Annotated in this window: 14 protein-coding genes and 1 pseudogene; 5 read left to right on the plus strand and 10 right to left on the minus strand. The window is 58.6% G+C overall.

Features of this window, described 5'->3' with window-relative positions:
- Positions 1-34: 34 nt before the first annotated feature.
- Positions 35-1,027, minus strand: a complete 993-nt coding sequence (locus DX909_RS06215; RefSeq protein WP_128544237.1) for a helix-turn-helix transcriptional regulator — start codon at positions 1,025-1,027, stop codon at positions 35-37.
- Positions 1,028-1,109: 82 nt separating this feature from the next.
- Between DX909_RS06215 and DX909_RS06220 the strand changes: the two genes are divergently transcribed.
- The gene (locus DX909_RS06220; protein WP_128544238.1) at positions 1,110-1,901 is read left to right on the plus strand and encodes a cupin domain-containing protein; all 792 of its coding nucleotides are present in this window, start codon (positions 1,110-1,112) and stop codon (positions 1,899-1,901) included.
- A gap of 54 nt (positions 1,902-1,955) precedes the next feature.
- Here the strand turns inward: DX909_RS06220 and DX909_RS06225 are convergent, their stop codons facing one another.
- On the minus strand, positions 1,956-2,600 hold the full coding sequence (locus tag DX909_RS06225) for a class I SAM-dependent methyltransferase (RefSeq protein ID WP_128544239.1): 645 nt from the start codon (positions 2,598-2,600) through the stop codon (positions 1,956-1,958).
- Between the two features lie 185 nt (positions 2,601-2,785).
- On the opposite strand from DX909_RS06225, the gene DX909_RS06230 reads away from it, so the two are divergent.
- Complete coding sequence (locus DX909_RS06230; protein WP_128544240.1) at positions 2,786-3,166, plus strand: response regulator; 381 nt, start codon at positions 2,786-2,788, stop codon at positions 3,164-3,166.
- A gap of 347 nt (positions 3,167-3,513) precedes the next feature.
- Complete coding sequence (locus DX909_RS06235) at positions 3,514-3,984, plus strand: lipocalin-like domain-containing protein (protein WP_128544241.1); 471 nt, start codon at positions 3,514-3,516, stop codon at positions 3,982-3,984.
- A gap of 33 nt (positions 3,985-4,017) precedes the next feature.
- On the opposite strand, the gene DX909_RS06240 is transcribed toward DX909_RS06235, so the two are convergent.
- From DX909_RS06240 to DX909_RS06255, 4 genes are all read right to left on the minus strand, one after another.
- A complete protein-coding gene (locus tag DX909_RS06240) occupies positions 4,018-4,452 on the minus strand; it encodes a rhodanese-like domain-containing protein (protein WP_128544242.1) in 435 nt (144 codons plus the stop codon).
- 101 nt (positions 4,453-4,553) lie between these two features.
- Complete coding sequence (locus DX909_RS06245; RefSeq protein ID WP_128544243.1) at positions 4,554-4,937, minus strand: DUF3037 domain-containing protein; 384 nt, start codon at positions 4,935-4,937, stop codon at positions 4,554-4,556.
- Positions 4,915-5,712, minus strand: coding sequence for a HipA family kinase (locus tag DX909_RS06250; RefSeq protein WP_128544244.1), 798 nt, complete (start codon positions 5,710-5,712; stop codon positions 4,915-4,917). Before DX909_RS06250 ends, DX909_RS06245 begins: the two co-directional genes overlap by 23 nt.
- 134 nt (positions 5,713-5,846) lie before the next feature.
- On the minus strand, positions 5,847-6,848 hold the full coding sequence (locus DX909_RS06255) for a type I glyceraldehyde-3-phosphate dehydrogenase (RefSeq protein ID WP_128544245.1): 1,002 nt from the start codon (positions 6,846-6,848) through the stop codon (positions 5,847-5,849).
- A gap of 686 nt (positions 6,849-7,534) precedes the next feature.
- Between DX909_RS06255 and DX909_RS06260 the strand changes: the two genes are divergently transcribed.
- A complete protein-coding gene (locus DX909_RS06260) occupies positions 7,535-7,765 on the plus strand; it encodes a hypothetical protein (RefSeq protein WP_128544246.1) in 231 nt (76 codons plus the stop codon).
- Between the two features lie 71 nt (positions 7,766-7,836).
- On the opposite strand, the gene DX909_RS06265 is transcribed toward DX909_RS06260, so the two are convergent.
- From DX909_RS06265 to DX909_RS06275, 3 genes are all read right to left on the minus strand, one after another.
- Positions 7,837-8,919, minus strand: coding sequence for a hypothetical protein (locus tag DX909_RS06265; RefSeq protein WP_128544247.1), 1,083 nt, complete (start codon positions 8,917-8,919; stop codon positions 7,837-7,839).
- Between the two features lie 168 nt (positions 8,920-9,087).
- On the minus strand, positions 9,088-10,806 hold the full coding sequence (locus DX909_RS06270) for a GMC oxidoreductase (RefSeq protein ID WP_128544248.1): 1,719 nt from the start codon (positions 10,804-10,806) through the stop codon (positions 9,088-9,090).
- 18 nt (positions 10,807-10,824) lie between these two features.
- The gene (locus DX909_RS06275; protein WP_310589832.1) at positions 10,825-11,439 is read right to left on the minus strand and encodes a gluconate 2-dehydrogenase subunit 3 family protein; all 615 of its coding nucleotides are present in this window, start codon (positions 11,437-11,439) and stop codon (positions 10,825-10,827) included.
- 177 nt (positions 11,440-11,616) lie between these two features.
- Here DX909_RS06275 and DX909_RS06280 point away from each other — a divergent pair, with 177 nt between their 5' ends.
- Complete coding sequence (locus DX909_RS06280) at positions 11,617-12,486, plus strand: alpha/beta fold hydrolase (RefSeq protein WP_128544249.1); 870 nt, start codon at positions 11,617-11,619, stop codon at positions 12,484-12,486.
- Here the strand turns inward: DX909_RS06280 and DX909_RS29460 are convergent.
- Positions 12,473-12,769 (minus strand): annotated as a pseudogene (locus DX909_RS29460) (hypothetical protein); the annotation flags it as partial. The gene DX909_RS06280 and the pseudogene DX909_RS29460 overlap by 14 nt on opposite strands.

Here is a 12,769-nt window from a genome sequence, read left to right on the forward strand (position 1 = left end):
TGATTTCCCGGATAAAGCGGGGGAAAGCGGTAATTTACCTGCTTCCGGCCCGGAAAAAGCGGCTGGGCGGATAACCCACGGCCTTTTTGAAAGCCGCCGAGAAGGCATGGATGCCCGCGTAGCCGATGTGGTCGGCCACCTCCGAAACGGTCATGGAACCTTCCGCGAGCAGGGCCTTCGCCTTCCTCATCCGTAACTGGTGGATATGGCCGAAAACCGTCGTTCCGTATTGTTCCCGATAGCCTTTTTTGAGCTTGAACTCGTTCAGCCCGAACTGGCGGCAGAGCTGGGTCAGCGACAGCGGTTCGAGGTAGTTAAGTTCGATGAATCGATGAACCTCGGCCAGCGTTTTTCCGTCTTCCCGACGAATGGAGGAGCCGGAAGGCAGGCCCCGCCCGGTGACCTCATCCAGCTGAAGGGCAAAGAGTTCGAGGGTTTTCGCTTCCAGGTACAGGTATCGCGTGCTTCTCAGAAAGGCGCAATCTTTCATTGCCCGCAGCACCTCTTCCATGCGGGCGTCGAACCGAAGTTTGTCGGGGGAAGGAAAAAACGGCTCTCCGCGTTCGAGCGAGTCGACGAGGGCGTCGGTCGGGACGCTGCCGGCTGCCCCGAGCAGCGACTTCAGAAACGGAATGTCGTAATGAACGTGAAAGGCTTCGAACGGCTCGGGTTCCAGGATATGGCGCGAAGAAAAATCCGGGGTATACTGAAAGGCGTGGCGTTCGCTCTGCAGACGGACCGGTCCCGAATGCCGTTCGAAATGGGAGGTCAGCCGGCCGCGCAAAATAAAGACGGATTCGATTTCCTCTCCGTCTCCGGGCGCGTCCATCGTCAGGATTTCCTTCGGATCGATCCGGAGATGGTGCAGAAACAGGCCCGGCATCTGGATGATGCGCGCCTGCCCGGACGCCAGACCGGGTTCTTCAAACCGCGTCTCCACTTCCGTATACCGCTGATTCCGGGTGATCAGCAGGTGTTCCATCCGGCTGAACCGGCCTGCCAGGACGTCGTTGGAAGGATTATCCATTTTGAGTAAATCTCTCTCCGTTTCCAATAAATCACTTTCGGTCAGGAGGTTGAATCTTTGTCACACAAAAAAACAACAAATCATGAACACGACAACAACCGTACAATCAATCGCGGAACCGCGTTCCGCCCGCTCCTTCCCTTTGAAGGAAGCCGCTCTCCTCCTGATCTACCCCATCGGTGTTTACCGGCTCTGGAAACGCAAAAGCCCGCTCTGGTTCCGGCTGCTGTACACGGTTCTGGGCCTGCCGGTTTTTCTGATCGGGAGCGCCTTCCTGGCCCTGATCACCTTTGCCGCCTTCCTGCCGCCGGTCGATTTCCGCATCCCCGGCAACCCGCCCCGCACCGTGGTGAACTCGGAAGGCAATTACGCCACCACTTTCCTGAAAACCGGCCGCGAAACCGGGGGCGCCTACGAGCTGGTGCAGGTGGAGATCGAACCGAAGGGCGGAAACGACTGGCACTACCACAAGGCCTTCGAGGAGCAGTTTACAGTGCTGAAGGGTACGCTGAGCGTCGGGCTGGACGGCAAGGTGGTCCCGGTGAAGGAGGGCGAAACCGTGACCGCCCCCCGCAAGTCCCTGCACTACTTCAAAAATGACCAGGATTCGACCATCCTGATCCGGGTGAAAGTCTCCCCGGCCCGGGGGCTGGAGAAATCCATCCGGGCGGCCTACGGCCTGACCAACACCGGTCAGTGGCAGGAAGGGGCTCCCTTCCCGAAGAACATCTGGCACCTGTTTCTGCTGCTCGGATATAGCGAAACCTATCTGGACGGCATTCCGGGATTCATTCAGGAGCCGCTGGTCGGCGCGCTGGCCCGGGTGGCGCAGTGGAAGGGCGAAGACCGGGATCTCCAGCCGTTCTTCCGCTAAACAAAAGAAGGATATTTTAGCGAAAACCGGCTCTGAAGGCCGGTTTTCGCGTTTTCAGGGCTTTTGGAACACCAGCGTCAGAATGCGCGGCATCCGCGTGCGGTCGTCCTCATCGAAATACTCCCGGAGCGCCGAAAGCCGGAGGCCGTATGTTCCGGCGGCTCCGACGAAATCCGAAATATGGTGATTGAAACAGGCGACCACCTGCCGTCCTTCCTCGGTGTCGAACCGGGCTTTGGTACCCGTATACTGTTTGAAAGGGTGCAGTTCTCCGACATACACCAGGCCGCCGGGGGAAAGCACGGCCGCGACCTTCTCAAAAACCGGAGGAAGGTATTCGATGTGTTCGAGTACCAGGCTGAACGTGACCAGGTCAAACAACCGGCCCTCGGCGAACGACCACGGCTGCCGGAGGTCGGCCTGCTGAAACTGAACGTGCGCCTGCCTGGCGGGGTCGGAAATCACCTTCTGGCGGGCGGCTTCCAGCATTTCCTGCGAAAGGTCTACCGCCAGCAGTTCACCGGTCCGGTCGGCCAGCCATACGGTATTCTTCCCGGTCCCGCAGCCGATTTCGAGACAGCGGTCGAAGGACCGGTCATCCAGGGTTTCGCGCAGGGCGAGGGCTTCAAGGTCGCGGGTGCGGTTGGCATCGGTATCGTACCGGGCGGCCCAGCGGTCATAGGCGAGTTGGGGGTTCATCGGTAATTATCAGAAAATCAATTGCCGGCGGGCGGCCCAATATGGCTATTATCCTATCGAAATGAAGGGTTTTCCGCTGACGAAAAAGTTCTTATTCGGTAGCCTTCAGGGCTCTGAATGGCTCACTTTTTGATATTTAAAGATAGGCATTTACCTACCGTAATTCTCCAAAGAATGCCGCCAAGATGCAAAAAAAGAAAACGATTCTCATTGCCGACGATGACGCCATCATCCGACGCTTACTGACCTACCAGCTGACCCTTGCCGGATACGATGTCCTGGCGGCCCGTGACGGCAGTGAAGCCTTCAACTGGCTGCGGGACCACCGCCGACGACCCGACCTGCTCCTGCTCGATCTCTTCATGCCGCGACAGAGCGGCCTGGAAGTCATTGAAAGTCTGAAAAGCCTGCCTTTTAAAATCCCGGTCATTCTGATGTCCGGTGCCGACCGTCCGCTGGCCCGACAGGGTCTGGCCCGCGTTCAGGTCGACGCCTTTCTGGCAAAACCCTTTTCGGTCGAAGACCTGCTCCACAGTATCGAAGAAATGCTTCAGGTTATCCATTGAACCGCAGCGAAAATTTTAGAAAAAAAATTCACAATTCGGTAACATCTGGCATATAGTTTGTACCTATTAAAATAACTGATTATTCATACTTAAGACAGAATTGAACAGACAGCCCGGCCCTCTGAGCCGGGTATTGTTTTTTATACGGGTCCGGCGGAATTACCTCATACCCGATTCTTTTCAGGGTTATAACCAGACAGAAAAACGACCTAATTATCAGACAAGTGTTTTGTGAATCTTCCTATCTCCCAACCGTTTGCTCAAAGGGAGGACCAGTTTATTGCCAAAGTGCCTGATTTTGAGGAAATTCGTTAGAACCAACCGGGAAGCTACTCCCATCCCCTGCGATGAAACCGATTTCCCTTTTCTTTTCGATCCCGGCCCTGCTCCTGGTGCTCTGCGCCGGATTCCGGCCCTCCGCAGCCCCCGACATTACCGGCTCCTGGCGGATGACCGCCCATCGGGTTTCGCCGGCCCAGAACGGGGTCGAAGACATCTATACCCACTTCAAGGATTTGTACGGCGGATGCAGCGAGGACATGGGGGTGACGCTGAATGCCGACGGCACGGTTACGATGCGGCCCGTCAAGGGGTGCCAGAACCCGTTGGGCAACGTGATCATGAAAGCGGTAGCCAGATTTATGCCCAGCGGCAAAACCACCTGGTCGGTCAACGGCGACAAGGTGCTGATGAAAGACCATAAGGGCAACCAGCAGGAATATGACCTGATCGTGGAGGGCCAAACCATGAAATGGCTCTTCGACACGAAAGACAAAGACACCACCGTCAAACACACCGTCGAGTTTCAGAAAGAATAGAAGACCGCCCGGGAAATATGGGCAGCCGGGGCTTTACTCGCCGAGCGGATAGCCTTTGTCGATCCAGTCGGCTTTCAGGTTATTGGGGAGGTCGAGCAGCCGGTGGTTTTTGAAACCCAGCTCGTTCAGCAACCGGAAAGCCGGCCGCACATTGGGACATTTGATGAAGGGGCAGCAGCCGCAGTAGATCACGATCTGCCGGTCGCGGGATTCTTTCGCCAGCAGGCTTTTCAGTGTATCGATATTTTCCGGCTCTTTGCCCGGACCCACTTCGAGTGAGCCTTTGATCGGCCCTGCCGGACCGACGCAGATCAGCAGCGGCTGCGGCTGGTCAGGGTGGGTGATGCGGTGGGCCAGGTCGGCGGGGGCCAGGAGCTGTTCCGGTTTCCAGGGTTCTTCCAGAATCCCCGAACCGACGACCAACCCGGAAACGAACAAAAGGGCAAAGAGAGCAAAAATCCTGTGCATGGACTCAAAATATCGATCCAATGTTCCGGCGGATGACTTAGGTGCGCCGGTTTCGACCTCAAAGATAACCAAACCGGCAGAATCTTCCACCGGAAACTGGCCTATAATACCAGCTGCCGGAACAGCCGGTCGAGGGTCTCGGCAGCATCGGCGCACAAACCGGGGTGGACGGCCGAGGTCTGGACGATGGTGCTGCGGTTGGCCGTCAGCCAGCGAAACCGGGCGGCCATCGGCAGCTGCCCGATCGGCCCTCCCTCCTTCCGGCCGGCACACACCCGCTCGAAGGCCGACAGCCGTTCCCTTACCTCGTCGAGGTCCAGTTCGGCGGTGAACGCCTGCAACCGTCCCCCGGTCAGTTCGTACCGGGTTTTCAGAAAGCCCTGCGCGGGGCAGTAGACGATCACGCCGACATTCAGAAACTCTTCCCGTTCGACGCGCGGAACCACCCGAAGGACGGCGTATTCAAATACGTGTTTCTCTGGCATGCTGCGCTTCCCTGACAAAAATTTCTGAATGGGCCAAACGGGTTTCTAGGAACCCGATATATACCTGTCGCTGCTCCTCCACGGTCATCAACCCCGCTTCGTCGGCCAGCCATTCGTCCGGGACCAGCCCGACGATCCGGCGGATGTGTTCGGGCGTCAGCAGGGCGCGGAAGGCCGCATCGGCCGCCGGCAGTTCGGTGGCCCGGGGCAGCAGCACATGGTCCTTCACCTGGACAAAAGGCCGCACGGCCTGTTCCGGCCACGGCTGGCCGGAATGGTGGAAGTAGAGCGAAGCGCCGTGGTCGATGAGCCAGAGCTCCCGGTGCCACATGAGCATGTTCGTGTTGCGGGCCGTCCGGTCGACATTGGTCAGGTAACAGTCCAGCCAAACGATCCGGGAGGCCAGGTCGGCGTCGACGGCGTTCACCACGGGGTCGAATGTAACGGCGCCGGAGAGATAGTGCAGGCCGAGGTTCTGTCCGACGCTGGCCCGCAGGAGGTCCTGAATCTCCTCGTCCGGCTCCAGGCGGCTGAACACCGGGTCGAGATGGGCAAAAACGATTTCCGGAACCCGTAAACCCAGCGTCCGGGCCATTTCGCCCGCGATGAGTTCGGCGATGAGCGCCTTGACCCCCTGCCCCGCGCCCCGGAACTTCAGCACGTACAGGAAGCCGTCGTCGGCTTCGACGATGGCCGGCAGGGAGCCGCCTTCGCGCAGGGGGGTGACGTAGCGCGTCACCTGAACGGTTCTTATTTGGGGTTCGCTGTTGGGCACTGAGCAGGGATTCGGAAGGGTCGTTTTCTGGCGTTTCCGGCCGAACCGAAACGCTCGGTTCGGCCGGAAACGGCCCGAAAGTAGATCAAAAAAACGAGAAGACATAAACCTCCCTGCCGGGGAGGGCGGCCGGTTCAGATACGTCCGGCCAGATAGGCCGCCACTTCGGCCAGGCGGACCGAGAAGCCCCATTCGTTGTCGTACCAGGAGGCAATTGACAGCAGCTGGCCCTGTTTGGCGGTCAGCGGCAGGTCGATCAGGGCGGTATGCGGGTCGCCGACGATGCGGCAGGAAGCCCACTCACCCTCCAGCACGTCCATGACGCCTTTCAGCGGCCCCTCGGCAGCGGCCTTCCGGAACGCATCCCTGACCTCCTCAACGGTGCAGTCCTTTTCGGTGATCAGGTTCAGTTCGGCGATGCTGCCCGTCCGGGTCGGCACGCGGTAGGCTTTTCCGGTGATTTTCAGGTCGGGCCAGATGAACTGAAGCGCCCGGGCCGCCCCCGACGAAGACGGGATGATGTTCTCGGCCGCAGCCCAGGAATCCCGCCGGTCTTTCATTGGCTGGTCGGTCAGCGACTGCGAGTTCGTATAGGAGTGGACGGTAGAAAAAAGACCGTACTGGATCCCGAAATTTTCGAGGATGACCTTGACGGGCGCGGCCAGGGCGTTGGTCGTACAGCTGGCCATGCTGATGATCTTATGCTGCCCCGGGTCGAAAGTTTCAAGGTTGATGCCTTTCAGGAGGACGGCGTCGCAGTCGTCCAGGGATTTGCTGGGGGCGCTGACGAGCACGTGCTTCGCTCCCCGGTCGAGGTGGGCCTGAGCGCCGGCGCGGGTGGTGGCCCGGCCCGTACAGTCGACGACGAGGTCGACCCCTAATGCGCCCCAGTCGGGTACCTCCTTCGCGGAATTCAGGTAGCGGATTTCGCGGTCACCGACTTTGATCACCCCTTCGCTGCCGGAAACCGGCTCATGCCAGCGTCCGTAGTTGGTATCGACCGCAAAAAGGGCCGCCAGGGTAGGTTCGTCTTTGATGTCGGAGATGGAGAAGGGAGCGAAGAGGTTCTGCCCGAGGGCGACCCGAAGAAATTGCCGCCCGATGCGACCGAATCCATACAAGGCAATCGTTTTCATGAAATACGGGGTTAAAATTGGTTGCAATTACCCTCGTAACCCCATCCCACCCCGAAATGCTCCCCAACCCGCCCGACTTCACGATTTTTTTATTGTGGGGCCGGGAAGGGGCGGTCATTCGCCGGATGTTTGTTTTCTTCTTTCGGCTCACCTGCTTTTGAACCGCGAAGTTTAGTGTTTTTTCTGTCAGAGTCTTTCAGACTACAACCAAAGGACGGCCGGCAAAGGGTGCAAGTCCTTAGTCTGTCTATGCTCTGAGCAGAAGCTGAACATCGCAGTGACCGGGCAATCTTATCTTCATGCCTTTGGTTATGCCAAGTTCAGAAAACGCTCCCGAACACTTCCCAAAAGAGCCGTCCTCAGATTCTGATTCCTCACCTTCTGGAAAATTTATACCAGCAAATGCAAGGGTGCCGACCAACAAGCAGCTTCACCATCCACGATGCTTTCGAATCGAATCCCGGCACATGGAACCAACGCTTTCCGCTGGTGAACCAACTTTATCTTTTCCTGTCGGGCGAAGCCTCTGGAAAAAGATTTCACGCGTAGGCGTTATTCCATTGACTTCTTTACCGGATTTCTATGATCGAAAAACAGAGTAGATAAACCTTGCTCATGTTGCTTTACAGGAAACTGAGCTACGGGCCCTGCAAAATCTGCTATTGACGGAACAATTCCCTAACTTCATGAAAATAAAACCTTTAACCAGTTCATGGGCTATGGAAGACGCACGGAATGATGAACAGATCAAAATGTTACAGGATCTTCAGCGAAAACTTTCTGCCGCGCTGGATGACCTGAAAAAGATTAAAGCGAAATTAGGTATCGATCTGCCGGGTGGCGGAGGAACCGGCGGAGGTGGAACCGGCGGGGGGACCGGCGGTGGAGGATTTGATCCGAAAAATCCGCCGAAGTAAATTAATCTCTTATTCAACAATTAAAAAAGGCCGTTCAAAACGGCCTTTTTTAATTGTTCCTGTACAGCGGTTTACCGGGGCCCCTGGAGGATCGTGGCAGTGTTCTGGTTACCGGTCTGACCGATCCGCAGGCTGTTTCCGTCGCTGAGCTGGGAAAGCTGAAGGGTATTGCCGGAGCCGTACTGGAGCGCCGGGGACGCATAGTTGGTTTCCAGTCCCATCAGCCGGTTGCCGTTGCCTTCCTGCACGATCTGGGCGGTGTGATCACTTCCGGCCTGCACCAGCGACCCCTGGTTGCCGGTGCCGGTCTGGGTCATCGAAGACTGGTTGTCTCCTCCGCTCTGGGTCAGTTGTCCGATGTTGTCGCTCCCTGTCTGAACGAGAGAGATCCGGTTGTTGCTGCCGTAAAAGGAAGCCGCAAACCCGGTATTTCGGTCGCCGGACTGCGTGAGCGATACCCGGTTGTCGTTTCCGTTATCGTTCAGCGCACTGCCCGAATTATCGCTGCCCGTCTGGAGGAGCGACACCTCGTTGCTGCTGCCCTGGTGGGAGCGCGAATACCCGGTATTGCGGTCGCCGGCCTGTGTGAGCGTCACCTGGTTGTTGTCGCCGTAGTAATAAGCCGAAGCATCGGCCAGATTGCCATCTCCCTCCTGCACCACCGTCACCTTGCTGTTCGTCGAAAACCGGACCCAGACCGAGGCCGTGTTGGCGTTGCCGGTCTGGTCGACGGCCACCTGATTGCCGGTTGCACCGTAGTCAAGGAAACCGGAGGTGAAGTTGCCGTTCCCGGTCTGGCGGATGCTGGCTTCATTTTCGGCCGTGTTCCCGAACGCCAGATTGACGCCGTTGCCGTTGCCCGAGGTCGTAACGGAGCCGGTATTGCGGAGCCCGCTCTGAATAAAAGAAACCGAGTTTTCGTCGCCGGTGACGTCGATGGCCCCCGTATGCCCGGTTCCGGTTTGTACAATCTGGCTTCCGGACTCATTGTTCCGGTTGCCGGTCTGGCTCAGCGTCAGCGTGTTGCCGCTCCCCGACTGTATGACGGGCGCCTGGTTGCCATTGCCGGACTGGCTGACCGAAAGCGTATTCGACTGGGCCTGCACCGAAGCGAAGGAGGCCGCGGCCAGGGCGGTAAGGATCATTTTTTTCATGATCGATGAGGATTATAGTGAAATTGAAAATGCGTTCACCCATGTATCCCCCCAGCCTGCTTCAGGTTATCGGCCCGGATAAAAAAACTTCGTTCCGTTTGTCTTTAAAAAGAAAGCCCCCGGTTTCAATGCGAAACCGGGGGCCCTGCCATGATTTGAAATTTATGCTCAGAGGTTCCGTTTCTTGAGCTCCTCTACGGCGAAATTGGCTGCCCGGGCCGTCATCGCCATGTAGGTCAGCGAAGGGTTGACGCAGGAGGCCGACACCATGGCCGAACCGTCGGTGACAAACACGTTTTTGCAGGTATGCACCTGATTGAACTTGTTCAGCACTGAGGTCTTCGGGTCTTTCCCCATCCGGGCCGTGCCCATTTCGTGAATGCCCAGGCCGATGTGCGTGTTCGGACTGTTGTAGGTATTGACATTTTTGAACCCGGCGGCTTCGAGCATTTCGGCCGCGTCGTTCGCCATGTCTTTCCGCATCGCCAGTTCGTTTTCACCCAGTTCCGTTTCGAAGACCAGCACCGGCAGCCCCCATTTGTCCTTCTGGTCGGGGCTGAGGGTGAAGCGGTTGTTGGGGTTCGGGAGAATCTCTCCGAAGCCGCCGAAACCGATGTTCCACTGGCCCGGCGCCAGCAGGCTTTTCTTGAAATCGGCCCCGAAACCGTCCATCCCGACGCCCCGGCTCCAGTCGCTGCGGCCCGCACCGCCCTGGTAGCCGAAGCCCCGCAGGTAGCTGCGTTTGTCTTTGCCCCAGTTCCGGAACCGCGGGATGTATACCCCGTTCGGACGCGATCCGAAGAAGTAGTCGTCGAGGAAGCCTTCCACGCGCGCACCGGCTCCCACACCGAGGTGGTGGTCCATGATGTTGCGGCCGAGCTGGTCGCTCTCGTTACCCAGTCCCGTCGGGAAGCGATCCGACTTCGAGTTCATCAGAATCGAGGTCGAGCCGAAGGCACCGGCGTTCAGGAAGATGATTTTGGCAAAATATTCTTTGGATTCCAGCGTGTTCTGGTCGATCACCCGCACCCCTTTGGCCCGCTGGGTTTTGTCGTCGTACAGAATTTCGGCCACGATGGCGTTGTGGACCATCGTCAGGCGCTTGGTCCGGTTGGCGGCCGGCAGCGTAGCCGACAGCGAGCTGAAATAAGCCCCGTACGGACAGCCCCGCATACACTTGTTTCTATACTGACACTGCGCCCGTCCCAGTTCGGTCTGGTGGGCCATCGGCTTGGTCAGGTGGGCAGCCCGGCCGATGGTGACGGGGCGGCCGAGTTTTTCCATGACTTTGGCCTTGAAGTGTTTTTCCGGGGCGGTCAGCGGCATGGCCGGCAGAAAGAAGCCGTCGGGCAGCACGTCGAGCCCTTCGCTCTGGCCGCTGATGCCGGCGAATTTTTCGACGTAGGTATACCAGGGCGCCAGGTCTTCATACCGGATGGGCCAGTCGACGGCGATCCCGTCTTTGGCGTTCGCCATGAAGTCCTCCTTGTTCAGCCGGTACGACTGTCGGCCCCAGAGCAGCGATTTCCCGCCGGTGTGGTAGGCCCGGATCCAGTCCATACCGCCCCGCTTTTCGATGTAGGGATTCTGCTTGTCGTTTTCAAACAGGTAGCGGTGCTCCTCGTTGGCGGTGTAGCCCGTCCGCATCCCGGCCCAGTACTCCTCGGCCGCCATGTTGTCGGGCCGGCCCCGGTGCAGAAAGTCCCAGGGGTCCTTGGTAGCGGTTTCGTAACCGGAAACGTGCGTGATTTCACGACCCCGTTCCAGACACAGGACCTTCAGGCCCTTTTCGGTCAGTTCTTTGGCGGCCCAGCCGCCGGATATGCCCGACCCCACGACGATGGCGTCGAAGGTCTGCTGTTGTTTCGAATCGATATTCAGGTTCATTGAGGGTTCATTCACAGGTTAGTAGACGACGGCTTTCTGACCGGGCTTCCATTTCACGGGTTCGAACCGCCCGGGAACGGGCTGGTAGTCGAAGTTCTGGGTAATGCCTTCCTTCGAGGTGAAGTAACCGAGCAGGGTCAGTTCCTTCATCAGCCGCCAGTAGGGCACGCCTTTGGCCTTTTTCGACATGGTGACGGCATCCACGTTGTCGCCCAGCTTCACGCTCTGGACCTGGTAGGCCTTCATCAGTTCCTTCGTCTGGGTTTCCACCTCACGGAGGGTAGCGACCTGCTGGTCTTTCGACTGCGCGAGGAAGCCGCGCTTTTCGAGATCGGTCACCCCTTCCAGGAAGCTTTCGTGTTCGGGAGCCTTGTAACAATCGTTGAGCATCATTTCAATGAAGGCGGGCACGCCGGCGTCTTTGGCTCCGGCGGTGTCGGTTCGGGGAATGATGTGTTCGGCAACTTCCGCCACGATCTGGCGCTGCGCATCGGTCAGACGGAAGGTGACCGGCAGAGGGGGAAGCGAAGCGGAGCCGGCCGGCTGGTCGGCGAAGGCCCGCAGGGTCGGGGCCGTCAGTACGCCACCCATGAGCAGGGCCACACGGGCCAGGGCTTCTCTACGGTTCATCATAGGGTTATGTTTGAAATACGAATTGCGGTTTAGCAATCAGAAAATTACTAGGAAAGGGCCAAAAAATAAAACAAATCAAACAAAACTTGCGGAGGATCGATACCAAAGCCCGGCCGGTGGTCCTTATCTTTGCCCCGGAATACCGTAAAGCTCAACACGATCTGACTATACGCAGGCATGGCAACAGCAGGCACCATCGAGGTCCGGGGGTTCCGGTTCGGCTACCGCATCGACGGGGAGGGAACACCGGTTCTGGTCATCGGCAGCTCCGTCTACTACCCCCGAACGTTCCAGGGCCGCCTTCACGACCGGTTGCAGCTCATTCACATCGACCACCGCGGCTTCGTGCCGCCCCCCTCCCCGGATCTGACGAACGAAGACTATCGGCTGGAGGTGCTTCTGGACGATTTCGAAGCGGTCCGGCAGGCGCTCGGGCTGGAAAAATTCATCGTGATGGGCCATTCGGGACACGCTTTCATGGCCCTCGAATATGCCAAAAAGTATCCGCAGTACGTCACGCATGTCGTACTGATCGCAGCCAGCCCCGATTTCAGTGAGGAAAGCCACCGACTGGCCGACGATTTTTTCGATCAGGAAGCCGACCCGGGCCGCAAAGCCGCCCTTGACCGGGAGATGGCCCGCATCCCGGATCTGATCGAAGCCGCCCCGGAACGACGGTTCGTGGCCTACTGCCTCGGCGCAGGCCCCCGCAGCTGGTACGAGGCCGATTTCGATGCGGCCGCCCTCTGGGAAGACGTGTACACCAACATGGCGATGATCGATTTTGCCTGGGGCGAAGTGTTTCGGGACATCGACATCACCACCGGACTCGAGCAATTCGACAAACCGGTTCTCCTGCTGCTCGGCCGCTACGACTTTCTGATCGGCCCGCCGTCCATGTGGGACCGGGTCCGCAGCCGGTTCCGAAACCTGAGCATCGAAGTCCTGGAGAAAAGCGCCCACACTCCGCAGCTGGAAGAATCCGAACGGTTCAACACCCTGCTGCTCCAGTGGCTGGAAACCACTCCGCCGGTTACTCTTTCGTAACCACCTCGTCGAGATTCAGCAGGACGTTGGCGGCCACCGTCAGGGCCGCCATCTCGGGGGTGGCTTCCGTGCAGGCCATCAGCTTCCGGGCCTCCTCCGGCTGCCGGCGGTATTGGGTTTCGGCCTTCCGGTACGTCGCCAGGAGAACGGCCAGCCGGGGGCCGGAGAGCGGCCGGTGCAGCAGCCGGCCGAAACCGGCCTGGAGCTGCTGCGCGGGCGTCCGGCCCTGCCGCAGCATCCATTCGCCCAGTTGGCGGGCGGCTTCCACATACACCGGGTCGTT

Source organism: Larkinella soli, assembly GCF_003703975.1.
GTDB classification, from domain to species: Bacteria; Bacteroidota; Bacteroidia; order Cytophagales; family Spirosomataceae; genus Larkinella; species Larkinella soli.

Coding starts and splice junctions, on each gene's coding strand:
- DX909_RS06265 (WP_128544247.1), bottom strand. CDS start 8,919: ATGAAAAAAATGATCCTTACCGCCCTGGCCGCGGCCTCCTTCGCTTCG.
- DX909_RS06240 (WP_128544242.1), bottom strand. CDS start 4,452: ATGCACAGGATTTTTGCTCTCTTTGCCCTTTTGTTCGTTTCCGGGTTG.
- DX909_RS06275 (WP_310589832.1), bottom strand. CDS start 11,439: ATGATGAACCGTAGAGAAGCCCTGGCCCGTGTGGCCCTGCTCATGGGT.
- DX909_RS06230 (WP_128544240.1), top strand. CDS start 2,786: ATGCAAAAAAAGAAAACGATTCTCATTGCCGACGATGACGCCATCATC.
- DX909_RS06220 (WP_128544238.1), top strand. CDS start 1,110: ATGAACACGACAACAACCGTACAATCAATCGCGGAACCGCGTTCCGCC.
- DX909_RS06260 (WP_128544246.1), top strand. CDS start 7,535: ATGAAAATAAAACCTTTAACCAGTTCATGGGCTATGGAAGACGCACGG.
- DX909_RS06270 (WP_128544248.1), bottom strand. CDS start 10,806: ATGAACCTGAATATCGATTCGAAACAACAGCAGACCTTCGACGCCATC.
- DX909_RS06235 (WP_128544241.1), top strand. CDS start 3,514: ATGAAACCGATTTCCCTTTTCTTTTCGATCCCGGCCCTGCTCCTGGTG.
- DX909_RS06245 (WP_128544243.1), bottom strand. CDS start 4,937: ATGCCAGAGAAACACGTATTTGAATACGCCGTCCTTCGGGTGGTTCCG.
- DX909_RS06255 (WP_128544245.1), bottom strand. CDS start 6,848: ATGAAAACGATTGCCTTGTATGGATTCGGTCGCATCGGGCGGCAATTT.
- DX909_RS06225 (WP_128544239.1), bottom strand. CDS start 2,600: ATGAACCCCCAACTCGCCTATGACCGCTGGGCCGCCCGGTACGATACC.
- DX909_RS06280 (WP_128544249.1), top strand. CDS start 11,617: ATGGCAACAGCAGGCACCATCGAGGTCCGGGGGTTCCGGTTCGGCTAC.
- DX909_RS06215 (WP_128544237.1), bottom strand. CDS start 1,027: ATGGATAATCCTTCCAACGACGTCCTGGCAGGCCGGTTCAGCCGGATG.